Below are 22,802 nucleotides of genomic sequence, written 5' to 3'. Positions count from 1 at the left end.
GTAAAGAGATTTATAAATATCGAATATCGATATTCAAAGCAGCAGAAAACCCGCTGAAAGGACGCGACATGAGCGATAACAACAATTCACTGTTCAACCAGTCGCTGGAGAAAGGCCTGGCCGTGCTGCGTGCCTTCAACGCCCGGCAGCGCACCATGAATCTGGCCGAAGTGGCGGAGGCGGCGGGCATCAACAAGAGCTCGGCGCAGCGCATGATCCACACCCTCGAAGAGCTGGGCTACGTGCGCAAGCACCCGCAGACCAAGCGCTTCCAGCTCACGCCCCGGGTGATGGAGATCGGCTACAACTACCTGGCCGCCGACACCCTGGTGGACGTGGCCAACCCCTTCCTCGCCGAACTGGCGCAGATCACCGGGGAAACCACCAACCTCACCGAGCCCGACGGCCTGGAGATGGTCTACGTGGCGCGCTTCGTGGCGCCCAAGTTCATCCCCATCCACATGCCCATCGGCAGCCGCATCCCCATGTACTGCACCGGCTCCGGCCGCGCCTACCTGAGCGCGCTGGGCGACGACGAGGTGCACGCAGCGCTGGCGGCGAGCGAACTGAAGCGCCACACCCAGCAAACCCTGACCGGCCCGGAGGAAATCTTCGCGCAGATCGAGGCGACCCGGCGCAAGGGTTATGCGATCAACAACGAGGAGCTGTTCCTCGGCGACATGACCATCGCCGCGCCCATCGTCGGCAGCCAGGGGCAGCCGGTGGCCGCCGTGCACGTGGTGGCACCGACCAGCCGCTGGAGCCTGGAGGAAGCGGAACGCAAGCTGGCGCCTGCGGTGATCGAGTGCGCGCGGGCGATCCGCACCTCGATCAGGACCCTCTGAGCGCCGCCTGGCGCCCGGGGCGGGGGACGTCGATCAGTCTTCCATCACCTTGATCGACTTGGGCGACAGACGCAGGCTGCGCAAGCTGCGCTTCACGCTCTTGAGGTGGTTGACCAGGGTCGGGCCACGGGCCATGGCCACGCCCATCGCCAGCACGTCGATCACCACCAGGTGGGCGATGCGCGAGGTCAGCGGGGTGTAGATCTCGGTGTCTTCCTGCACGTCGATGGCCAGGTTCACCGTGGCCAGGTCCGCCAGCGGCGTCTGGCTCGGGCACAGGGTGATCAGCGTGGCGCCGGCCTCGCGCACCAGGTTGGCGGTGATCAGCAGGTCCTTGGAGCGGCCGGACTGGGAAATGCAGATGGCCACGTCCGACGGCTTCAGCGTGACCGCCGACATCGCCTGCATGTGCGGGTCGGAATAGGCGGCGGCGGTGAGTAGCAGACGGAAGAACTTGTGCTGGGCATCGGCGGCCACCGCGCCGGAAGCGCCGAAGCCGTAGAACTCCACGCGCTGGGCCTGGGCGCAGGCGGCGATGGCGCGCTGCAGGGCCTGGGGGTCGAGCTTCTCGCGCACGTCCATCAGGGTGTGCAGCGTGGTGTCGAAGATCTTCAGGCTGAAGTCGGCGACCGAGTCATCCTCGTGGATCGCGAACTGGCCGAAGCTGGCACCGGCGGCCAGGCTCTGCGCCAGCTTCAGCTTGAGATCCTGGAAGCCGCCGCAACCGATGGCGCGACAGAACCGCACGATGGTGGGCTCGCTGACCCCGACGCTCTGCGCCAGGTCGGCCATGGAGCTGTGCATGACTGCGGCGGGATCGAGCAGGACGTGGTCGGCGACTTTCAGTTCCGACTTGCGCAGCAGGTGGCGCGACTGGGCGATGTGTTGCAGCAGATTCACTGGGCAGGCTCTTCGAAGTGGGGGATACGCCCAAAGGCTCGATCAACTCGGGGTGGCAACTCGGTTATGATCGACGGCCGTCGGGCTGTAGTGACCTTGTAGTTATACTACATGACCCGCTTTTCCGCTCAGCTAAACCACGCAGGAGTGCACCCTTGACCCAGCCTTGTGACATGTTGGTCTTCGGCGGCACCGGCGACCTCGCCCTGCACAAATTGCTTCCGGCGCTCTACCACCTGCATCGCGACGGGCGCCTGCATCCGCAGTTGCGCATCCTCGCCATCGCCCGTAATCCGCTGGACGCACAGCAGTACCGCGCCCTCGCCGAACGCCATTGCCGCGCCCAGGTGGCCCGCGCCGATTTCACCAACGAGGCCTGGGCGGGGTTCGCCGCGCGCCTCGACTACTTCGTCATGGACGTTTCCCAGAGCGCCGACTTCGGCCGCCTGGCCCGCCACCTGGGCCCGGCCGATGACCGTGGTCGGGTCTACTACCTGGCCATCGCCCCGCGCCTGTTCGAGGACATCGCCCGCCACCTGCAGATCGCCGGCCTCGCCGGGCCCCAGGCGCGCATCGTGCTGGAGAAGCCCATCGGCCACTCGCTGGAATCGGCCCTGGCGATCAACGCCGCCATCGGCGCGGTGTTCGACGAGCGCCAGGTGTTCCGCATCGACCACTACCTGGGCAAGGAGACGGTGCAGAACCTCATGGCCCTGCGCTTTGCCAACGCCCTGTTCGAACCGGTGTGGCGCGCCGGGCACATCGACCACGTGCAGATCAGCGTCTGCGAGACCCTGGGCGTGGAGAACCGCGGCAGCTACTACGACCACGCCGGGGCCATGCGCGACATGGTGCAGAACCACCTGCTGCAGCTGCTCTGCCTGGTGGCCATGGAAGCGCCGGTGCGCTTCGACGCCGACGCCGTGCGCAACGAGAAGGTGAAGATCCTCGAAGCCCTCAAGCCCATCTCCGGGCTCGACGTGCAGGACAAGACCGTGCGCGGCCAATACGGCGCCGGCAAGATCGGCGGCCAGGAAGTGCCCGCCTACTACTTCGAGAAGAACGTCGACAACGACAGCGACACCGAGACCTTCGTCGCCGTGCAGGCCGAGATCGACAACTGGCGCTGGGCCGGCGTGCCCTTCTACCTGCGTACCGGCAAGCGCCTGGCGCGCAAGTACTCGGAGATCGTCATCCAGTTCAAGCCGGTGCCGCACCGCCTGTTCAACGGTGGCGAAGCCAACCGCCTGCTGATCCGCCTGCAGCCGGAAGAGCGCATCAGCCTGCAACTGATGGCCAAGAACCCCGGCAAGGGTATGCGCCTGGAACCAGTGGAGCTGGACCTCAACCTCGCCCAGGCCTTCACCCAGCGCCGCTGGGATGCCTACGAGCGCCTGCTGCTGGACGTGATCGAAGGCGACTCGACCCTGTTCATGCGCCGTGACGAAGTGGAAGCCGCCTGGCGCTGGGTCGACCCCATCCTCGAAGGCTGGCACGAGTACTACCAGAGCCCGCGCAACTACCCCGCCGGCTCCACCGGCCCCGAGCAGGCCCACAGCCTGCTGGAGCTGCAGGGGCGGGAGTGGAACGACTGAGGCGAATGAGCCGCCTCCAAGAGGGTGGCTGCGCGAGGAAGAGCGGGCGAATGAATTCGCCCCTACAAAAAGCGAGGCCGCCCCACCCACGGCAACACAACGACGCCCGCCCCTTCGCGAATGAATTCACCCCCACAAAAAAGCCGGACCGCTGCGGTGGACGTCGCTCTTTACGTCCACCGGCTGAGCCCGGCCTGACGCCGCTGGTGGACCGGTGAAGCGGGGTCCACCCCCACGGCACCGAAGCCCCGTAGGTTGGCGCCGAGCGCAGCGAGGCCCAACACAACGACGCTCGCCCCTTGGCGAATGAATTCACCCCGCGCCTCATTGCTCCAGCGCAATACCCGTTCCCCGCGGCTTGCCTAGAATCCGCGGCTTTTCGCGCAACGAGCCCCGCCCATGTCCAGCCGCCAAGCCCCCGAACTGCTCTGCCCCGCCGGCACCCTCAAGGCCATGCGCCACGCCTTCGCCTACGGTGCCGATGCGGTGTACGCCGGCCAGCCGCGCTACAGCCTGCGGGTGCGCAACAACGAGTTCGACCACGCCACCCTGGCCGAAGGCATCGCCGAGGCCCATGCCCAGGGCAAGCGCTTCTACGTGGTGGTCAACATCGCCCCGCACAACGCCAAGCTGAAGACCTTCCTCAAGGACCTGGCGCCCGTGGTGGCGATGGCGCCAGATGCGCTGATCATGTCCGACCCGGGGCTGATCATGCTGGTGCGCGAGCACTTCCCGCAGATGCCGGTGCACCTCTCGGTGCAGGCCAACGCGGTGAACTGGGCCAGCGTGAAGTTCTGGCAGGCCCAGGGGCTGACCCGGGTGATCCTCTCCCGCGAGCTGTCGCTGGAGGAGATCGGCGAGATCCGCCGCGAGGTGCCCGATATGGAGCTGGAGGTGTTCGTCCACGGCGCCCTGTGCATGGCCTACTCCGGCCGTTGCCTGCTGTCCGGCTACATCAACCACCGCGACCCCAACCAGGGCACCTGCACCAACGCCTGCCGCTGGCAGTACAAGGCCGGTGAAGCCCAGGAGGACCCGCTCGGCGACCTGGTGCACCGCTGCACGCCGCAGCCGACCCTGGGCGAAGGCGCGCCCAGCGAGCGCCTGTTCCTGCTGGAGGACGGCAGCCGCCCGGGCGAGTACATGCCCGCCTTCGAGGACGAACACGGCACCTACATCATGAATTCCAAGGACCTGCGCGCCGTGCAGCACGTGGAGCGCCTGCTGGAGATGGGCGTGCATTCGCTGAAGATCGAAGGCCGCACCAAGTCGCACTTCTACGTCGCACGCACCACCCAGGCCTACCGCCAGGCCATCGACGACGCCCTCGCCGGCCGCCCCTTCGAGCCGCGCCTGCTGGAGCGCCTGGATTCCCTGGCCAACCGCGGTTACACCGAAGGCTTCCTGCGCCGCCACACCCATGACCAGTACCAGAACTACGAGCACGGCAGCTCGCGGCACTCGCGCCAGCAGTTCGTCGGCGAGCTGACCGGCGTGCGTCGGGGCGAGATGGCGGAAGTACGGGTGAAGAACCGCTTCGAGGTGGGTGACCGCCTGGAGCTGATGACCCCGACGGGCAACCTGGGCTTCATCCTCCACGGCCTGGAAGGCGCCAACGGCGAGAGCCGCCAGGTGGCGCCCGGCGACGGCCACTTGCTCTACATCCCGCTGCCGGCGGACCTCGACCTGGAATACGCCCTGCTGCTGCGCGACCTGCCCGAGGCGGTCAGCGCCACAGCGCCGTCGCCTGCTCCTTGAGCAGCGCGGCGAACACCGGCGCCTCCACCGGCGGGCTGATCAGGTAGCCCTGGATCTCGTCGCAGCCCTGGCTCTTGAGGAAGTCCATCTGCCCCTGGGTTTCCACGCCCTCGGCCACCACCTTGAGCTCCAGGCCGTGGGCCATGGCGATGATCGCGCGGGTGATGGCGGCGTCCTCGCCCCCGGAGGAGAGGTCGCGGATGAAGGTCTGGTCGATCTTCACGTAGTCCACCGGGAAGCGCTTGAGGTAGCTCAGGGACGAGTAGCCGGTGCCGAAATCGTCGATGGCCAGCTTCACCCCCAGGTCGCGCAGCTGGCGGAAGGTGGCGATGACGTGCTCGACGTTCTCCAGCAGGTGGCTCTCGGTCAGTTCCAGCTCCAGCAGGCGCGGTGACAGGCCGGTCTCGTCCAGCACCTGGCGCACCAGGCTGGTGAGGTTGCCCTGGCGCAGCTGGTGGCCGGAGAGGTTCACCGAGACGCGGATGTCCGCCAGCCCCTGGCGCTGCCACTCGCGGGCCTGCAGGCAGGCCTGGCGCAGCACGAACTCGCCCAGGGGGGCGATGAGCCCGGTCTCTTCGGCCAGGCCGATGAAGTCCCCCGGCGGCACCAGCCCCAGCTGCGGGTGGCGCCAGCGCACCAGCGCCTCGGCGGCGTTGAGGCTGTCGTCGGCCAGGCACAGCTTGGGCTGGTAGAAGACCTCCAGCTGGCCTTCCTCGATGGCCTTGCGCAGCTGGGTTTCCATCTGCAGGCGCTCCAGGGTGCAGGCCTGGAGGTTGTCGGTGAAGAACTGGAAGGTGTTGCCGCCCAGGTGCTTGGCATGCTGCATGGCCATGTTGGCCTGGGTGATCAGCGCGGAGATTTCCCGGGCGTTGTCCGGCAGCAGGCTGATGCCCAGGGAGGCGCTGACCACCAGCTCCTCGCCGCCCACGGTCATCGGCGTGCGCAGCTTGGCCAGCAGGCGGCTGGCGGTGCGCGCCAGGCTGGAGAGGCTGCCGTAGGAGTCGAGGATCACCGCGAATTCGTCGCCCGAAAGGCGGGCGATGGTGTCCGCCTCGGGGGCCGCCTGGGCCAGGCGCCGGCTCATCTGCCGCAGCAGCTGGTCGGCCACTTCATGGCCGAGGCTGTCGTTGAGCACCTTGAAGCGGTCCAGGTCGATGTGCAGCAGGGCCAGGCTGCGGCCGCTCTGGCGCGCGCGCTGGCTGGCCTCGTGCAGGCGGTCCTTGAACAGGGTGCGGTTGGCCAGGCCGGTGAGTTCATCGTAGTGCGAGAGGTAGCGCAGGCGCTCCTCGGCCTCGCGGCGCGCGGACAGGTCGGCGAAGAAGCCGACGATATGGCTGGCGTTGCCCCGGGCGTCGCGCACCAGGTTGAGCTGCAGCCACTGCGGGTAGAGCTCGCCGTTCTTGCGGGTGTCCACCAGTTCGCCCTGCCAGCTGCCGCTCTGCTCCAGCTCCTCGCGGATCAGGTGGTACTGGCGGCGGCTCTCGCGGGTGCTGTTGATCTCCACCACCGTGTGGCCGAGCACCTCGTCGCGGCGGTAGCCGGTGACCTCGCTGAAGGCCTGGTTGACCGCCAGCAGGCGGTATTCCGGGTCGAGCACCACGATGCCCTCGCTGGCCGCCTCGAACACCATCGCCGACAGGCGCTGCTGCTCCTCGGCCTGCTTGCGCTCGGTGACATCGCGCCGGGTGCCGAGCATGCGCAGCACCTTGCCGCGTTCGTCGCGCTCCACCACCCGGCCACGGTCCTCGACCCAGAGCCAGCGGCCATCGCTGTGGCGCACCCGGTAGTCGATGGCGTAGCCATCGCTGCGGCCCTTTAAGTGGTCCACCAGGGCACGGCGCAGCAGCGGCAGGTCGTCGGGGTGCAGGCGCGGCTTGAGGTCGCTGAGCACGCGGGTGACGTCGTCCATCTCGATGCCGAAGATTTCCTTCAGGTGCGAGTGATGGACTTCGTCTGTCTCCAGGTTCCAGTCCCACATCCCCAGCTCGCTGGCCTCCAGGGCCATGGCCAGGCGCGCCTCGCTCTTGACCAGGGCGTGGCTGGCGTCGGCCAGCTCCAGGGTGCGTTGGGCGACGCGGATTTCCAGGTCGTTATGGGCCGCGCGCAGCTCGCGCTCGGCGCGGCGACGCTGCTCCACTTCCCGCGCCAGCTCGCTGTTGAGCCCTTCGGCGCGGACCTTGGCGTGCTCCAGGTTGTCGATCAGCGCCTGGTTGTGGAAGCGCTGCAGCAGGCTGCGCTGCACCAGGCGGTTGACCTGCCAGGCCACCACCATCAGCGCCGCCAGGAGGATCAGGCTGAGCAGCCCCCAGCCCCGTTGCAGCGGCTCGCCGCTGGCCAGCAGCCAGGACACGGTGGGCACCAGGCACGGCAGGGCGAAGGTGAGGAAGGCCTGCAGGCTGACGGCATAGGCGACGCTGGCGGAAAGGATCGCAGCGGCGATCAGGCCATAGACCAGCGCCTGCTGCAGAAAGGCGTCGCCCGGCACCAGGAAGATCACCGGCAGGGCCAGGGTCAGGCCGGAGGCGGCGGCGCCGAGGAGGAAGGTGCGGCGCCACTGGGGCTGGGCCTGGCGCGAGGGCAGCGCAGCCTTGAAGGCCGCCACCTGGGTCAGGCGCAGCACCGCCAGCAGCACCAGCCAGACCAGCCAGCCACCCAGCAGCAAGCCGTTGGCGGGCTCCCACAGCAGGTAGGCGCAGACCAGGCCGTTGAGCAGCATGAACAGCGTCGGGGTTTGCGAGCCCTGATAGAGCAGGCGCGTGCGCTCCACGGCCAGATCCGTCGCGAAATGCTGGCTGATGGCGCGGCTGTCGTCGCCGTGCAGGTCGATTGGGGCTTCGTTGGGTGTCGCGGTCATAGGCGATTTTCTTGTAATGGTTGCCTAGGCGTCGGCGGAGCTTACCCGAGCAGAACGAGCTGCCAAAGCTTTATGTGCCCGGTTTTGACAGCGCGCCGCCTAACTTTCGGCGGGCCTTCGGGATGCAGCGCCCGCACCGTCTGGCTGACCATCCGGTCATCGGTTTGCCCTTGCCTGGGCCGGTCAATAGAATGCCGCGATGCATGACGATCTCTCTCTCCTCCTGAACTCCCTGAACGACGCTCAACGCCAGGCCGTAGCGGCCTCGCTGGGGCGTCAATTGGTCCTCGCCGGCGCCGGCTCGGGCAAGACCCGCGTGCTCGTGCACCGCATCGCCTGGTTGATCCAGGTGGAGCACGCCTCGCCCCATTCGATCCTCTCGGTGACCTTCACCAACAAGGCCGCCGCCGAGATGCGCCACCGCATCGAGCAACTGCTGGGCATCAACCCGGCGGGCATGTGGGTCGGCACCTTCCACGGCCTGGCCCATCGCCTGCTGCGCGCCCACTGGCAGGAGGCCGGCCTGGCCGAGAACTTCCAGATCCTCGACAGCGATGACCAGCAGCGCCTGGTCAAGCGGGTGATCCGCGAGCTGGGCCTGGACGAGCAGCGCTGGCCGGCACGCCAGGCGCAATGGTTCATCAACGGGCAGAAGGACGAGGGCCTGCGCCCGCAGCACATCCAGGCCGGCGGCGACCTGTTCCTCGGCACCATGCTGAAGATCTACGAAGCCTACGAGGCCGCCTGCGCCCGCGCTGGGGTCATCGACTTCTCCGAGCTGCTGCTGCGCGCCCTGGACCTGTGGCGCGACAAGCCGGGCCTGCTGGCCCACTACCAGCGCCGCTTCCGCCACATCCTGGTGGACGAGTTCCAGGACACCAACGCCGTGCAGTACGCCTGGCTGCGCCTGCTCGCCCAGGGCGGTGACAGCCTCATGGTGGTGGGCGACGACGACCAGTCCATCTACGGCTGGCGCGGCGCCCGCATCGAGAACATCCAGCAATTCTCCAGCGACTTCGCCGACGCCGAGACCATCCGCCTGGAGCAGAACTACCGCTCCACCGCCGGCATCCTCAAGGCCGCCAACGCCCTGATCGCCAACAACCAGGGGCGCCTGGGCAAGGAGCTGTGGACCGACGGCGAGGACGGCGAGCCCCTGGGCCTGTACGCCGCCTTCAACGAACACGACGAAGCCCGCTACGTGGTGGAAAGCATCGAAAGCGCGCTGAAGGACGGCATGGCGCGCAGCGAGATCGCCATCCTCTACCGCTCCAACGCCCAGTCGCGGGTGCTGGAAGAGGCCCTGCTGCGGGAGAAGATCCCCTACCGCATCTACGGCGGCCAGCGCTTCTTCGAGCGCGCCGAGATCAAGAACGCCATGGCCTACCTGCGCCTGCTCGACGGCCGTGGCAACGACGCCGCCTTGGAGCGGGTGATCAACGTCCCCGCCCGCGGCATCGGCGAGAAGACCGTGGAAAGCATCCGCGAATTCGCCCGCGCCCAGGACGTCTCCATGTGGGAGGCGATCCGCCTGCTGGTGGCCAACAAGGGCCTGCCGGGCCGCGCATCCGGTGCCCTGGCGGTGTTCATCGAGCTGATCGAGAACCTCTCCGCCAAGGTCCTGGAGATGCCCCTGCACCTGATGACCCAGACCGTCATCGAGCAGACCGGGCTGATCACCTACCACAAGGAAGAAAAAGGCGAGAAAGGCCAGGCCCGGGTGGAAAACCTGGAGGAACTGGTCAGCGCCGCCCGCGCCTTCGAGAACAACGAAGACGACGAAGAGCTCACCCCGCTGCAGGCCTTCCTCAGCCACGCCTCGCTGGAGGCCGGTGATACCCAGGCCGACGCCTTCGAAGACAGCGTGCAACTGATGACCCTGCACAGCGCCAAGGGCCTGGAATTCCCCCTGGTGTTCCTGGTGGGCATGGAAGAAGGCCTGTTCCCCCACAAGATGAGCCTGGAGGAATCCGGCCGCCTGGAGGAGGAGCGCCGCCTGGCCTATGTCGGCGTCACCCGCGCCATGCAGCGCCTGGTGCTGACCTACGCGGAAACCCGCCGCCTGTACGGCAGCGAGACCTACAACAAGGTCTCTCGCTTCGTCCGCGAAATCCCCCCGCAGCTGATCCGCGAAGTGCGCCTGAGCAACAGCGTCAGCCGCCCGGTGGCGGGCAGCAACCGCAGCAGCGGCTCGATGTTCGCTGGCGCGGAAGTGCCGCAGACCGGCTTTAACCTCGGCCAGCGCGTGCAGCACTCGCTGTTCGGCGAGGGCACCATCCTCAACTTCGAAGGCTCCGGCGCCCAGGCCCGGGTCCAGGTGGCGTTCGAGAACGAAGGCAGCAAATGGCTGATGCTCGCCTACGCCAAGCTCGAACCCCTCTGATGCCTTCCCGGGCCCCGTCGTCATGGCGGGGCCCGGCGCAACGCCCCTTGGCAGTTATCCACAGGCACGGCAGGATGGCCGCTTCGACCCTGCCTGCGGAAACACGGACGTGCGCATCGCCCTGCTGCTCAGCCTGATCATCGTCGCCAGCGCCACCCCCACCGCCGATGCCGCCACCGGCTTCGAGGTGAAGCGCGACACCGACAGCTACCACGACTGGAACACCGGGCAGCGCCGCGAGCGCACCGAAACCTCCCTGCGCCTGGACGGCGACACCCTCTCGACGAAAGCCCTCGCCCGCCTGCTGGCGCCCGACGGCGAGCGCATCTACCCGACCCTCTGGGATGCCCGCGTCATCGGCCCCGACCAGGCGCTGATCCTCTACAACCGCGGCAGCGGCCAGGATTTCGAAATGGCCCGGCTGTACCGCAAGGGCGGCCCGCTGCAGGCCGAGGTGCTGCTGCGCGACCTGCCCTACAACTGGTTCAACGATGCCCGCCGCGAAGGCTGGGTGGGGGTGGGCAGCGAGAGCCGGCTGTACCTCGTCCAGTTGCAGCCCCTGCGCATCGTCGACGCCGGCCCCGGTGCACTGCTGGATGTACGCGGCGACCTGGCGCTGCTCGCCGACCGTGGCTGGAACGAGCGCCCACCGGCCTTCCGCGCGCTGGACCTGAAGCGCGGCCAGGAGGTCGCGCGCCTGGAGCTGGACCCCGGCTGCTTCGTGCTGCCGGAGTTCGAATTCAGCCACCCGCTCATCTACTCCAAGCTGAGTGCCTCCACCCCCGAGCGCCTGCGCTTCCAGGACGGCCCCGCCTGGTTCGATCGCACCCTGGAACTGGTCACCACTCCCAAGCCGGCCTTGCGCCTGCGCCCGACCCAGCAACTGCCGCAACCCGATCCGGTGCGCTGGGGCGTGACCCTGCGCGAGGTGGACGCCGGCCCGCAACCGCGTACCCCGGAGTCCCTGGGCGACGCCTCCAGCCCGGAAATCGAAGAATTCGCCGACACCCTCGACCTAGTCCCCGAGCAATGCCAGGCCAGCAACCCCAACCCGCCGCTGCGCGCCGGCCAGGAGCCCTACCCCAGCACCAGCGTGGCGGCCGATGACCTGTGCCTGGGCGAGCCACTGAAGGGCGTGCCCGCCACCCTGCGCGAGCAACGCTGCGTGCTGCCGGCACGCACCCGCACCCTGGCCGGCAACACGCAGTGGTCGCTGGAAGAAGTGCGCTACGGCTATCGCCCGGGCGGCAAGGGCGCGGCCATCGAGCAGACGGTCTACCAACTGCGCCAGGGCACGAAGGTGAACCGCTACATCGCCGGCAGCCGGGGCTTTGACGAGGCCCTGGCGATCCGCGAAGTACTGCCCACCGGCAAGGGCGAGGCCCTGCTGAAGACCCGTGGCGACGGCGCCTATGAATTGCTGCGGGCCTCCACCGACGCCGGCGGCAAGCTGCGCCTGGAGTACCTGGACACCCTGCCCTACCCCGCCAGCCCCTTCGACGCCAGCCGCCCGGGCTGGGTCTACCTGCGCAAGCCGGGGCTGCTGGTGCGCCTCGCCCCCTTCGCCTATGAACAGGTGAGCAAGGGCCTGCTGGACATACGCGGCGACACCCTACTGTTCAGCTACGGCGACAGCGAGGACGACCGCCTCACCCTCGGCCAGCGCACCTTCGGCGACGAGCGCAGCGACGGCCCATCGCTGCCGGGCCTGGTGCTCAACGCCAAATGCCGCCGGGACGACGACCCTTATTGGGAGTTCACCCAGCCGCCGGTCAACGCCACGCTGGAGCAATCCGCCGCCTGGTTCGCCCGCAACTTCGACTACCAGCCCGGCGCCAAGGGCGCCATCCGTCTGCGCGCCGACCACCAACTGCGCGCCCGCCCAGGCTGTGCCGCGCGCTAGATTGTTGGCCGGGGTTCACCGTGGGAGCGGCTTCAGCCGCGAAAAGCCCGCCTCCTGGCTGTCGGTTCCGCGTAGCCGGCAGCCCCATCGCGAATGAATTCGCTCCTACAGGTAGCGGAGCTTGCGCCTCCAGCGCAGCCGTAAAAAATCCCGATACATTCTGCCGCTAGCCATCACGAACGCGACTGTGCAGCATGGCGCGCGTGGACCCTTAACCAAGAGATGCCTGTGATGCGCCGATTTCTCAGTATTGCCCTGGCCCTATGCGTCGGCCTGACGCTCAGCCTGGATGCCAACGCCAAGCGAATGGGCGGCGGCAAGACCTTCGGCTCCGCGCCGACCCACCAGACCCGCCAGGCGCAGCCCAACACCCCTGCCGCCACCCCGACCGCCCCCGGCCGTCAGCCCGCTGCCGCAAGCGGTGCTTCGCGCTGGCTCGGCCCGCTGGCCGGCCTCGCCGCCGGTGGCCTGCTCGCCTCCATGTTCATGGGTGACGGCTTCCAGGGCATGCAGATCTTCGACTTCCTGATCATCGCCCTGATCGCCTTCGTCATCTTCCGCTTCATCGCCGCCCGCAAGCGCCAGCAGCAGGGCCATCAGCCCGCCATGGCCGGCGGCCCGTTCCAGCGCGAGATGCCGCAACAGCAGCCGTCGCCGATCTTCGGTGGCAGCGCCGCACCGGCAGCGGTGGCCCAGCGTGCGTTCAACGCGCCGAGCTGGTTCAACGAAGAGCGCTTCATCGAAGCCGGCCGTGAGCACTTCCTGTCCCTGCAACAGCATTGGGACGCGGCCGAGATGGACAAGATCGCCGAGTTCGTCACCCCGCAGATGCTCAGCTTCCTCAAGGAAGAGCGCGCCAGCCTGGGCGACGGCTTCCAGTCCACCTACATCGACAACCTGCAGGTGCAGCTGGACGGCATCGACGAACTGGCCGACAAGACCGTCGCCACCCTGACCTTCAACGGCCTGTCGAAGACCTCGCGCTTCGACCAGGGTGAAGTGTTCAGCGAAAGCTGGCGCATGGAACGCGCCAACGGCGACGACCAGCCCTGGCTGGTGGCGGGCATCCGCCAGAACTGATCAGCGTTCGCGCAATGAAGAAACCCCGGGCATGCCCGGGGTTTTCTTTTGTGTGTTCGACCAGCCGCTGGGCTGATCGGGATGCAGGGTGGATGGCGCTCTTTTCATCCACCAGGCGATGCCACAGGAAACACCCTGCATCGGCCACAGCAGGGACCGCCACGCGGTCCTTGGCGAATGAATTCGCCCCTACAGGGTGATAGCCACCGCCATCAGACCGCCGCCTTGCGCATGCCGATATGGGGGATGTCGTCCTCCAGGTAGACCTCGGTCACTGGCACGAAGCCGTAGCGCCCGTAGTACTTCTGCAGGTGCGCCTGGGCCGAGAGGTACACCGGCAGCCCCGGCCAGCGCCGCTGGCAGTCTTCCAGGGCACGCTCCATCAGCTGGTGGCCCAGGCCGGTGCCGCGCGCCGCTTCGGCGATCACCACGCGGCCGATCACCACGTCGCCCTGGTTGCGCTGCGGGTCCAGCAGGCGCAGGTAGGCCACCAGCGCATCGCCGTCGCGGGCCATGAGGTGGCAGCTGTCGCCTACCAGGTCCAGGCCGTCCACTTCCAGGTAGGGGCACTTCTGCTCGACGACGAAGACCTGCGTGCGCAGGGCGAGGATGTCGTAGAGCGCCTGCTTGTCGAGTTCGGTGTGATGGCTGCTGCTCCAGACGATCGGCATTGGGGGCTCCGTGGTGGTGAATGGGAAGGCGGCAGTATGCAATGCACCACCACCGGACGAGCGGTCTGCCTGCGGTTTTTTTCTTCCGGGTGCCAGCTACTGTATAAAGCGCATCCCAATGCACGAGGGCCTGTCGCCGTGGAAGAAGTCATCGAACAGCTGCGTGAACTCAACGAACCCGTCCCCGTCCCGCTGGAGCTGCCGGACGAGGAGCTGCTGGTGGAGATCGAAGAGCAATTGCTGATCAACCTGCCCTTCGAGCTGCGCGAGTTCCTGCTCAAGGTCAGCGATGTGGTCTACGGCCGCCTGGAGCCGGTGACCGCGACCGACCCGCAATCCCACACCTACCTGCCGGAAGTGGCCTCGGTGGCCTGGGACCTGGGTGTGCCCCGCGACCTGGTACCCATCTGCCAGGACGGCCGCGATTACTACGTGGTCGACTTGGAGGGCGAAGTGCTGCTCTGGTCCGGCGACGAGGGCGACATGACCGACGAGAGCTGGGACTCCGTCTGGCACTGGGCCCGCGACGTGTGGCTGGCGAGCTGAACCGCTAGCGGTGGTGATCCTGGCTTTGCTCCAGGGTCTCCATCAGCGCGATCTGCATGCGTGAATGCACGCGGATCAGCCAGCGCCACAGCAGCGCGATCACCCCAGCCGCCAGCAGCGCGATCAGCACCAGCAGCTCCAGGGTCGGCAGGATGCTCGCCGACAGCGCCATGAGCAGCAGCATGATCACCACCAGCGACAGCGCCGGGATCACCTCGGCGATCACCTTGCGCACCCGCGCGGTATGGCGCCCGGCCTTCTCCGGGGTTACGCCCATCTCCGCCAGCAGCATCGACAGCGCCTTGAGCTTGCGGTACGCGGCGATCAGGAAGGGCAGCGACAGCAGCAGCGCGGCGCCCCAGATCATCCCTTTCTGCAGGTTCTCGTGGGCCACCCAGTCGCTCAGGTAGCCGGCCAGGGTGCCGGCGAAATAGGCTCCGGAGAGGAAGATCGCCACCACCAGCGCGATGTTCACCCCCACCTGCAGGAGGATCTTGCGAATCATCCCCGCCAATACCGCGCCCTGCCCCTGGGGCTGGATGCTGCGCAGCCAGTCGCCGTAGAGATTGAACACCCGGGCGATGCGTGAGGGGACGATGCCGGCGAGCGTCTGCGACAGCGGGTCGGCGGAGCGGATCAGGTAGGGCGTGAGCAGCGTGGTGATGGCCGAGACCGCCACCGCCACGGGGTAGAGGAAGTCGCTGGTGACCTGCAGGGTCATGCCCAGCGCGGCGATGATGAAGGAGAACTCGCCGATCTGCGAAAGGCCCATGCCGACCCGCAGCGAAGTGCGCCCGTCATTGCCGGCGATGAAGGCGCCGATGCCGCAGGAGACCATCTTGCCCAGCACCACGGCGACGGTGATGACCGCGATGGGCCAGGCGTACTCCACCAGGATCGCCGGGTCGATCATCAGGCCGATGGCGACGAAGAAGATGGCGCTGAACATGTCGCGCACCGGCTCCACCAGGCGCTCGATCTGCGCCAGCTGGCGCGACTCGGCGATGATCGCGCCGATCAGGAAGGCGCCCAGCACCATGCTGTATTCCAGCTTCACCACCAGCAGGCAGAAGCCGAAGCACAGCCCCAGCACCGTCACCAGCAGCATCTCGTTGCTCTCGAACTTCGCCACGTAGGCCAGCAGGCGCGGCACCAGCAAGATGCCGATGACCAGCGCGACGACCATGAACAGGCTGAGCTTGCCCACCGTGGCGAACACCTGGCCGGTCTCCACCGAGCCGGACAGGGCGATGCCCGACAGCAGCGCGATGATGCCGATGCCGAGGATGTCTTCGACTATCAGCACGCCGAAGATCAGCTGGGCGAAGCGCTCGTTCTTCATCTTCAGGTCGCTGAGCGCCTTGATGATGATGGTGGTGGAGGAGATGGCCAGGATGGCGCCGAGGAACAGCGAATCCATGGTGCTCCAGCCGAAGAAGCTGCCGATCTCGTAGCCGATCCAGATCATCAGCACGATTTCCAGGAAGGCGGCGATAAAGGCCGTGGCGCCCACCTTGAACAGCTTGCGCAGGCTGAACTCAAGCCCCAGGCAGAACATCAGGAAGATCACCCCCAGTTCGGCGAGGATCTTGATGGTCTCTTCTTCATGGATCAGGGCGAAGGGCGGCGTGTGCGGCCCGATGAGGAAGCCGGCGATGATGTAGCCCAGCACCACCGGCTGCTTGAAGCGGTGACAGAGGATGGTGACCATGCCGGCCACCAGCATGATCACCGCCATGTCCTGGATAAAACTTATGGCATGCATGGCGCACCGGCTCCTTCTCGCTGGTCAGTGCGCTGGACAGTGCCGCGCCCGGGGTTGCTCGCTTGGCTCCTTGGGAGCCCCTGTATGAATTAGGGAAGTTCTTAGTCAGAACTTTCGGCAGAGTAACACCGGGCGTTGCACCGTCATTTTCGGTGAAACAAACCGAAACAGCTTTGCTCGTCAGCTGCCATTCCTGGCCTGGGCGGTCTCCAGCTCCAGCAGGTTCATGAGGAAGTTGCCGAAGTAGGTCATGTCCTGCTCGATGGCCGCCCGGGCGCCCTTGGCGTCGCCGGCGAGCACCGCCTTGAAGGCGTCCTCGTGGAAATCGTTGAGGCGCAGGGACAGGTCGGCCTCGGTGAACAGCTGGTTGAAGAAGGGGCCCACCTGCAGCCACAGCGACTCGATCATGCGCAGCAGCGTGGGGTTGGCGCAGGCGCGGTAGAGGGTCATGTGGAACAGGCTGTTGTCGTCCAGGTAGCCCTGCACGTCACGCTGCTCCAGGGCGCGCTCCATGTTCTCGACGCAGCGCCGCAGCTGCGCGATGTCGTCCCCGGTGAGCCGCGGCGTGGCGGTCTCCACGGCCAGTCCCTCCAGGGACATGCGCACCAAGAAGATCTGCTGGAAGCGCTCGCGGGTCATGATCGGCACCCGCAGGGAGCGCTGCGGCTCGCCTTCCAGGGCGCCTTCGGCCACCAGGCGTTGCAGCGCCGCGCGCACCGGCATCGGGCTGGTGCCCCACTCGGCGGCGAGGTCGCGGATCTTGAGGCGCTCGCCGGGCTGGAAACGCCCCGCCAGCAAGCCTTCACGTATTCGTAGGTAAAGCTGTTCCTGCAGGTTATCGGCCATGGGTCACTCCTGGCGGGCCGGTGGAGCCGGCAGTTGGGCGAGGGTAAGGCTGCAATTGCGCATGGGTAGAACCTCGTGGCGCGGGCGGCTCGGGATAAGCGCCCGCTTGTGGATAAGTCGCTCGTGGCGGTGCCAGGCAGCGCCGGACGAGGCCGGATGGCCTCTGCTTTATGTGATCACAAAAGCAGTTCGATCATAAGCTTTTGCTGGAAACAGTCCAGCTATTGACATATCTGTGATCACAAAACAGGATGTGCGGAAATTCGAACGAGGTGTTCAAGCATGACCGCCAGTGGCATCGCAGAATCCGCAGTTGAAACCTTCGCCGCCGCCGAGCGTGCGCGCTTCATCGCCCAGAACCCCAAATCCCTGGCCCTCGCCGAGCGCGCCCGCCATTCGCTGTTCGGCGGCGTGCCGATGCACTGGATGAGCGACTGGTCGACGCCCTGCCCGCTGTTCGTCGAGCGTGCCCAAGGCGCGCGCTTCCATGATGTCGACGGCCACGAGTACGTGGACTTCTGCCTGGGCGACACCGGCAGCATGTTCGGCCACTCCCCCGAACCCATCGCCCGCGCCATCGCCGAACAGGGCGCGCGCGGCCTGACCACCATGCTCCCGGGCGAAGACGCCGTGGTCGCCGGCGAGCTGCTGGCCGAACGCTTCGGCCTGCCCTACTGGCAGGTGGCGACCACCGCCACCGACGCCAACCGCTTCGTCATCCGCTGGGTGCGCGCCATCACCGGGCGCAAGGTGCTGCTGGTGTTCGACGGCTGCTACCACGGCACCGTCGACGACGTCATGGTGCGCCACCGCGAGGGCCGCACCGTGCACCGCAGCGGCCTGATCGGCCAGGCGCGCAACCTGGCCAAGACCAGCCGTGCCGTGCCCTTCAACGACCTAGAGGCGCTGGAGCAGGCCCTGGCGCAGAACGACGTCGCCGCCGTGCTCTGCGAACCGGCGATGACCAACATCGGCATGGTCCTGCCCGATGCCGGCTACCTGGAGAAGCTCCGCGAGCTGACCCGCCGCCACGGCACCCTGCTGATCATCGACGAGACCCACACCATCTCCACCGGCCCCGGCGGCTGCACCCGCGCCTGGAACCTGCAGCCGGACTTCATCACCCTCGGCAAGCCCATCGCCGGCGGCGTGCCCTGCTCCGTCTACGGCTGCACCGCCGAGATGGCCCAGGCCATGAAGCTGACCCGCAAGCACGCCAGCGAGCAGTCCGGCGGCCATGGCCACAGCGGCATGGGCACCACCCTCTCGGCCAACGCCCTGGCCATGCACTGCATGCGCGCCAACCTGGAACAGGTGATGACCCCGGCCGCCTACACCCACATGCTGCCCCTGGCGGCGCGCCTGGCCGAAGGCTTCCGTGGACTTATCCACAAGCACCGCCTGGCCTGGTCAGTGACCGAGCTGGGCGCCCGCTGCGAGTTCCAGTTCTGCGCCACCTCGCCACGCACCGGCGCCGAGGCCGAGGCGGCCTTCCACGACAGCCTGCAGATGGCCCTGCACCTCTACCTGATCAACCGGGGCATCCTCATCACCCCGTTCCACAACATGACCCTGTGCTGCCCGGCCACCACCGAAGCCGACGTCGACCGCCTGATCGCCACCCTCGACCAGGCCCTGGCCGAGCTGCTGGCCATCCCCGGCGCCCGCCTCTGACCGCGAGAACACCCATGCGATTCGCCGAACCCCAGGAAGCCCGTGACTTCCTCGAACGCCACCCCGAGGTACGCAGCATCGAGCTGATGCTGATCGACGCCAACGGCATCCCGCGCGGCAAGCTGCTGCACCGCGACGAGCTGCTGGCCATCTACGAGAACGGCCGCCCGCTGCCCAGCTCCATCCTCTCGCTGACCATCCAGGGCGAGGACGTGGAAGCCAGCGGCCTGGTCTGGGAAGTGGCCGACGCCGACTGCTGGACCTACCCCGTGCCCGGCTCCCTGGCCCTGCAGACCTGGCGCGCCACCCCCACTGCCCAGGTGCAGGTCAGCATGCACCCAACCCAGGGCCTGCCGGCCACCCCCGGCGACCCGCGCCACGTGCTGGCCCGCGCCATCGACCGGCTCAAGGCCGACGGCTACCACCCGGTGATGGCGGTGGAGCTGGAGTTCTACCTGCTGGACAAGCAGCGCGACGCCAACGGCCGCCCGCAACCGGCGCTGCAAGCCAATGGCGTGCGCCCACAGGCACCGCAGGTCTACGGCGTGTACGAGCTGGAGCAGCTACAGCCCTTCCTCGACGACCTCTACGCCGCCTGCGAGGCCCAGGGCCTGCCGGTGCGCACCGCCATCTCCGAATACGCGCCGGGCCAGCTGGAACTGACCCTGGAGCACCGCTTCGACGCGCTGCAGGCCATCGACGAAGGCGTGCGCTACAAGCGCCTGGTCAAGGGCGTGGCCAACAAGCACGGGCTGGTGGCCTGCTTCATGGCCAAGCCCTTCGGCGACCTGGCCGGCAGCGGCATGCATCTGCACGTCAGCCTGGCCGATGAACAGGGCAACAACCTGATGGCCAGCGAAGACCCGCAGGGCACCCCGCTGCTGCGCCACGCCATCGGCGGGATGATGGCGACCCTCGACGACGCCCTGGCGATCTTCTGCCCCAACGCCAACTCCTACCGCCGCTTCCAGGCCAACAGCTACGCGCCGCTGGCCAAGAGCTGGGGGGTGAACAACCGCACCGTGTCCTTCCGCGTGCCCGGTGGCCCGGCCCAGAGCCGCCACGTCGAACACCGGATCTGCGGCGCCGACGCCAACCCCTACCTGGCCGCCGCCGCCCTGCTGGCGGGCATCCATAAAGGCATCCGCGAACAGATCGACCCGGGCGAGGCCATCACCGGCAACGGCTACGAACAGGCCCGCGAGACCCTTGCCACCGACTGGCTCACCGCCCTGCGCACCCTGGAGCGCTCGGCCTGGGCGAAGGAGGCCCTGGGCGAAGGCTTCCTCGACATCTTCCTCGCCATCAAATGGGAGGAATTCCGCCAGTTCGTCAGCGAGGTGGGCGAGCAGGACTGGCGCTGGTACCTGACCCACGCCTGAGCCGAGGGGCTGTGGATAAACGACTTGTCCACAGCCCCGTCTCCTCCGATCCGCAACTCGCAATCCGCAATCCGTAGGATGGGTAGAGCGAAGCGAAACCCATCAATTCCGAGTACCGACACGCCCCCGTGTTTATCCACAGGCGGTGCTCCTGTGGCTCCGTGCCTGTCTCGCTGCGTCTACAGTTTCACTTCCCAGCCCCGAGACAGAGCCCCTCCATGGAACCCGGCAACGCGCAACTGACGATGACCGTCCTCATGACCCCGGACATGGCCAACTTCTCCGGCAACGTCCACGGCGGCACCCTGCTCAAGTACCTCGACGAAGTCGCCTACGCCTGCGCCAGCCGCTATGCCGGGCGCTACGTGGTGACCCTCTCCGTGGACCAGGTGGTGTTTCGCGAGCCGGTGCACGTGGGCGAGCTGGTGACCTTCCTCGCCTCGGTGAACTACACCGGCACCACCTCCATGGAGATCGGCATCAAGGTGGTCACCGAGAACATCCGCGAGCGCTCGGTGCGCCACACCAACAGCTGCTTCTTCACCATGGTGGCGCTGGACGACGACCGCAAGGCGGCGCCCGTGCCACCGCGCCAGCCGGAAACCGCCGAAGAGAAGCGCCGCTTCGTCCAGGGCCAGCAACGCCGGCAGATCCGCCAGGAAATGGAACGCCGCTACCGCGAGCTGCGGGAGAACGGCAGCGAGCCCTCGCTACATCCTGAAAAATAATCTGACGGACTTTTCATACAAACATCGTCAGCCAACGGGTAACCTGACGCGCGCGGCGGCAGCCGCGTTCGCCACGGGCCAGGCCCCGTGAACCACCTTCGAACCTCTCCCCGCAGCGCTGCCAACCGCCGCTGCGGCCGAGTCGTTCCCTGCGTGCAAGGAGCCGCCGCATGCCCCACCACACACCGCTGATCGCCACCCTCTCCGCCGGCCTGGTGCTGGCCTTCCTGCTCGGCAGCCTGGCCAACCGCCTGCGCATCTCGCCGCTGGTGGGCTACCTGCTGGCCGGCGTACTGGCCGGTCCCTTCACCCCGGGCTTCGTCGCCGACCAGGCGCTGTCCCAGGAGATCGCCGAGCTGGGGGTGATCCTGCTGATGTTCGGCGTGGGTCTGCACTTCTCCCTAAAGGACCTGATGTCGGTAAAGAACATCGCCATCCCCGGCGCCGTGGTGCAGATCGCCGTCGCCACCCTGCTGGGCATGGGCCTGGCCTGGGGCCTCGGCTGGTCCCTGGGCGGCGGTCTGGTGTTCGGCCTGGCGCTGTCGGTGGCCAGCACCGTGGTGCTGCTGCGGGCCCTGGAAGAACGCCAGTTGCTGGACACCCAGCGCGGCCGCATCGCCGTGGGCTGGCTGATCGTCGAAGACCTGGTGATGGTGCTGACCCTGGTACTGCTGCCGGCGCTCTCCGGCATGCTCGGCGGCAAGGCCCACGGCGGTGGCGAGCTCAGCCTCGGCGTCGAGCTGCTGCTGACCCTGGGCAAGGTTACCGCCTTCGTGGTGCTGATGCTGGTGGTGGGCCGCCGCCTGATTCCCTGGGTGCTGGCCAAGGTCGCCGGCACCGGCTCGCGGGAGCTGTTCACCCTCGCCGTGCTGGCCATCGCCATGGGCATCGCCTACGGCTCGGCGATCCTCTTCGACGTGTCCTTCGCCCTGGGCGCCTTCTTCGCCGGCATGGTGCTCAACGAGTCGGAGCTGAGCCACGACGCCGCCGAGAAGACCCTGCCCCTGCGCGACGCCTTCGCGGTGCTGTTCTTCGTCTCGGTGGGCATGCTCTTCAACCCGCTGATCCTGATCCACGAACCGCTGCCGGTGCTGGCCACCTTCCTGGTCATCGTGCTCGGCAAGTCGGTGGCGGCCTATGTGATCGTGCGCGCCTTCGGCCACCCCAAGAGCACCGCCCTGACCATCTCCGCCAGCCTGGCGCAGATCGGCGAGTTCAGCTTCATCCTCATCGGCCTGGGGCTGGACCTGGAGCTGATGCCACAGACCGGCCGCGACCTGCTGCTGGCCGGCGCCATCCTGTCGATCCTGGTCAACCCGCTGCTGTTCATCGCCATCGGCCGCTGGCAGGCGCGCCAGGACCGCAAGGCGGCGGAGCTGCCCCCGGAGCAGGTGCCGGCCGAGGACGTGCCGCCCGCCATCGAGGAACACGACCACGCCATCCTCATCGGCTACGGCCGTGTGGGTCGCAAGATCGCCCTGCGCCTGCGCGAGGCGGGCACGCCGCTGGTGGTGATCGAGGATAGCCGTGCAGGGCTGGATGAATTGCGCGAGTCGGGCATCAGCGCTGTGCTGGGCAACGCGGCACGGCCCGAGGTGCTGGAACTGGCGCAGCTGGCGCGGGCGCGCTGGCTGCTGCTGGCTATCCCCAATGGCTTCGAGGCCGGGCAGATCGCCCAGCAGGCCCGCGCGGTGAACCCGCAGCTGACCATCATCGCCCGTGCCCACTTCGACGCCGAGGTGGAGCACCTGGAGCAGAACGGTGCGGACCTGGTGATCATGGGCGAGCGCGAGATCGCCCGCGCCATGATCAATCGCGTCGCCGACGACCAGGCCGCACCGGGCGCACCGGCAGCGGCCTGACCACGGCGGC

16 protein-coding genes are annotated in these 22,802 nt (G+C 67.6%); 11 read left to right on the top strand and 5 right to left on the bottom strand.

Going from position 1 to position 22,802, the window contains the following annotated elements:
• Positions 1–68 precede the first annotated feature (68 nt).
• Positions 69–845 carry an IclR family transcriptional regulator gene (locus OEJ36_RS25255; RefSeq protein ID WP_263403863.1) on the top strand — a complete coding sequence of 259 codons (777 nt, stop codon included), beginning with the start codon at positions 69–71 and terminating at the stop codon, positions 843–845.
• A gap of 33 nt (positions 846–878) precedes the next feature.
• Here OEJ36_RS25255 and hexR read toward each other — a convergent pair whose 3' ends face one another.
• The gene (gene hexR / locus OEJ36_RS25250; protein WP_021220975.1) at positions 879–1,745 is read right to left on the bottom strand and encodes a transcriptional regulator HexR; all 867 of its coding nucleotides are present in this window, start codon (positions 1,743–1,745) and stop codon (positions 879–881) included.
• Between the two features lie 173 nt (positions 1,746–1,918).
• Here hexR and zwf point away from each other — a divergent pair, with 173 nt between their 5' ends.
• Both zwf and yegQ read left to right on the top strand, forming a co-directional pair.
• A complete protein-coding gene (zwf, locus tag OEJ36_RS25245) occupies positions 1,919–3,340 on the top strand; it encodes a glucose-6-phosphate dehydrogenase (protein WP_263403901.1) in 1,422 nt (473 codons plus the stop codon).
• Between the two features lie 399 nt (positions 3,341–3,739).
• Complete coding sequence (gene yegQ / locus OEJ36_RS25240; RefSeq protein ID WP_263403862.1) at positions 3,740–5,098, top strand: tRNA 5-hydroxyuridine modification protein YegQ; 1,359 nt, start codon at positions 3,740–3,742, stop codon at positions 5,096–5,098.
• On the opposite strand, the gene OEJ36_RS25235 is transcribed toward yegQ, so the two are convergent.
• A complete protein-coding gene (locus OEJ36_RS25235; protein ID WP_263403861.1) occupies positions 5,067–7,952 on the bottom strand; it encodes a putative bifunctional diguanylate cyclase/phosphodiesterase in 2,886 nt (961 codons plus the stop codon). The two genes, yegQ and OEJ36_RS25235, sit on opposite strands and share 32 nt — an antisense overlap.
• Before the next feature lie 199 nt (positions 7,953–8,151).
• Here OEJ36_RS25235 and uvrD point away from each other — a divergent pair, with 199 nt between their 5' ends.
• The 3 genes from uvrD to OEJ36_RS25220 all read left to right on the top strand — a co-directional run bounded on the left by uvrD (position 8,152) and on the right by OEJ36_RS25220 (position 13,318).
• On the top strand, positions 8,152–10,335 hold the full coding sequence (gene uvrD, locus OEJ36_RS25230) for a DNA helicase II (RefSeq protein WP_263403860.1): 2,184 nt from the start codon (positions 8,152–8,154) through the stop codon (positions 10,333–10,335).
• A gap of 109 nt (positions 10,336–10,444) precedes the next feature.
• Complete coding sequence (locus tag OEJ36_RS25225; protein ID WP_263403859.1) at positions 10,445–12,238, top strand: hypothetical protein; 1,794 nt, start codon at positions 10,445–10,447, stop codon at positions 12,236–12,238.
• Between the two features lie 231 nt (positions 12,239–12,469).
• Positions 12,470–13,318 (top strand): Tim44 domain-containing protein, encoded by an 849-nt coding sequence (locus tag OEJ36_RS25220; protein WP_263403858.1) that lies wholly within the window; start codon positions 12,470–12,472, stop codon positions 13,316–13,318.
• Between the two features lie 212 nt (positions 13,319–13,530).
• Here OEJ36_RS25220 and OEJ36_RS25215 read toward each other — a convergent pair whose 3' ends face one another.
• The gene (locus OEJ36_RS25215) at positions 13,531–13,989 is read right to left on the bottom strand and encodes a GNAT family N-acetyltransferase (protein WP_021220982.1); all 459 of its coding nucleotides are present in this window, start codon (positions 13,987–13,989) and stop codon (positions 13,531–13,533) included.
• Between the two features lie 138 nt (positions 13,990–14,127).
• Between OEJ36_RS25215 and OEJ36_RS25210 the strand changes: the two genes are divergently transcribed.
• On the top strand, positions 14,128–14,535 hold the full coding sequence (locus OEJ36_RS25210; RefSeq protein ID WP_263403857.1) for an SMI1/KNR4 family protein: 408 nt from the start codon (positions 14,128–14,130) through the stop codon (positions 14,533–14,535).
• A 4-nt stretch (positions 14,536–14,539) separates the two neighbouring features.
• On the opposite strand, the gene OEJ36_RS25205 is transcribed toward OEJ36_RS25210, so the two are convergent.
• Positions 14,540–16,300, bottom strand: coding sequence for a cation:proton antiporter (locus tag OEJ36_RS25205; protein WP_263403856.1), 1,761 nt, complete (start codon positions 16,298–16,300; stop codon positions 14,540–14,542).
• A 180-nt stretch (positions 16,301–16,480) separates the two neighbouring features.
• Positions 16,481–17,146 (bottom strand): GntR family transcriptional regulator, encoded by a 666-nt coding sequence (locus OEJ36_RS25200; protein WP_263403855.1) that lies wholly within the window; start codon positions 17,144–17,146, stop codon positions 16,481–16,483.
• A gap of 282 nt (positions 17,147–17,428) precedes the next feature.
• On the opposite strand from OEJ36_RS25200, the gene OEJ36_RS25195 reads away from it, so the two are divergent.
• From OEJ36_RS25195 to ybaL, 4 genes are all read left to right on the top strand, one after another.
• A complete protein-coding gene (locus OEJ36_RS25195; RefSeq protein ID WP_263403854.1) occupies positions 17,429–18,820 on the top strand; it encodes an aspartate aminotransferase family protein in 1,392 nt (463 codons plus the stop codon).
• 14 nt (positions 18,821–18,834) lie between these two features.
• Positions 18,835–20,202, top strand: a complete 1,368-nt coding sequence (locus OEJ36_RS25190) for a glutamine synthetase family protein (RefSeq protein ID WP_263403853.1) — start codon at positions 18,835–18,837, stop codon at positions 20,200–20,202.
• A gap of 218 nt (positions 20,203–20,420) precedes the next feature.
• Positions 20,421–20,930, top strand: a complete 510-nt coding sequence (locus OEJ36_RS25185; RefSeq protein WP_263403852.1) for an acyl-CoA thioesterase — start codon at positions 20,421–20,423, stop codon at positions 20,928–20,930.
• Positions 20,931–21,100: 170 nt separating this feature from the next.
• A complete protein-coding gene (gene ybaL / locus OEJ36_RS25180; RefSeq protein WP_263403851.1) occupies positions 21,101–22,792 on the top strand; it encodes a YbaL family putative K(+) efflux transporter in 1,692 nt (563 codons plus the stop codon).
• Positions 22,793–22,802: the final 10 nt, after the last annotated feature.

The sequence above is a fragment of the Pseudomonas sp. PDM13 genome (assembly GCF_025685765.1).
In the GTDB taxonomy this organism is placed as follows: domain Bacteria; phylum Pseudomonadota; class Gammaproteobacteria; order Pseudomonadales; family Pseudomonadaceae; genus Metapseudomonas; species Metapseudomonas solani.
Note: the sequence above shows the minus strand (reverse complement) of the source record. Positions and strands in the feature narration are given on the sequence as shown.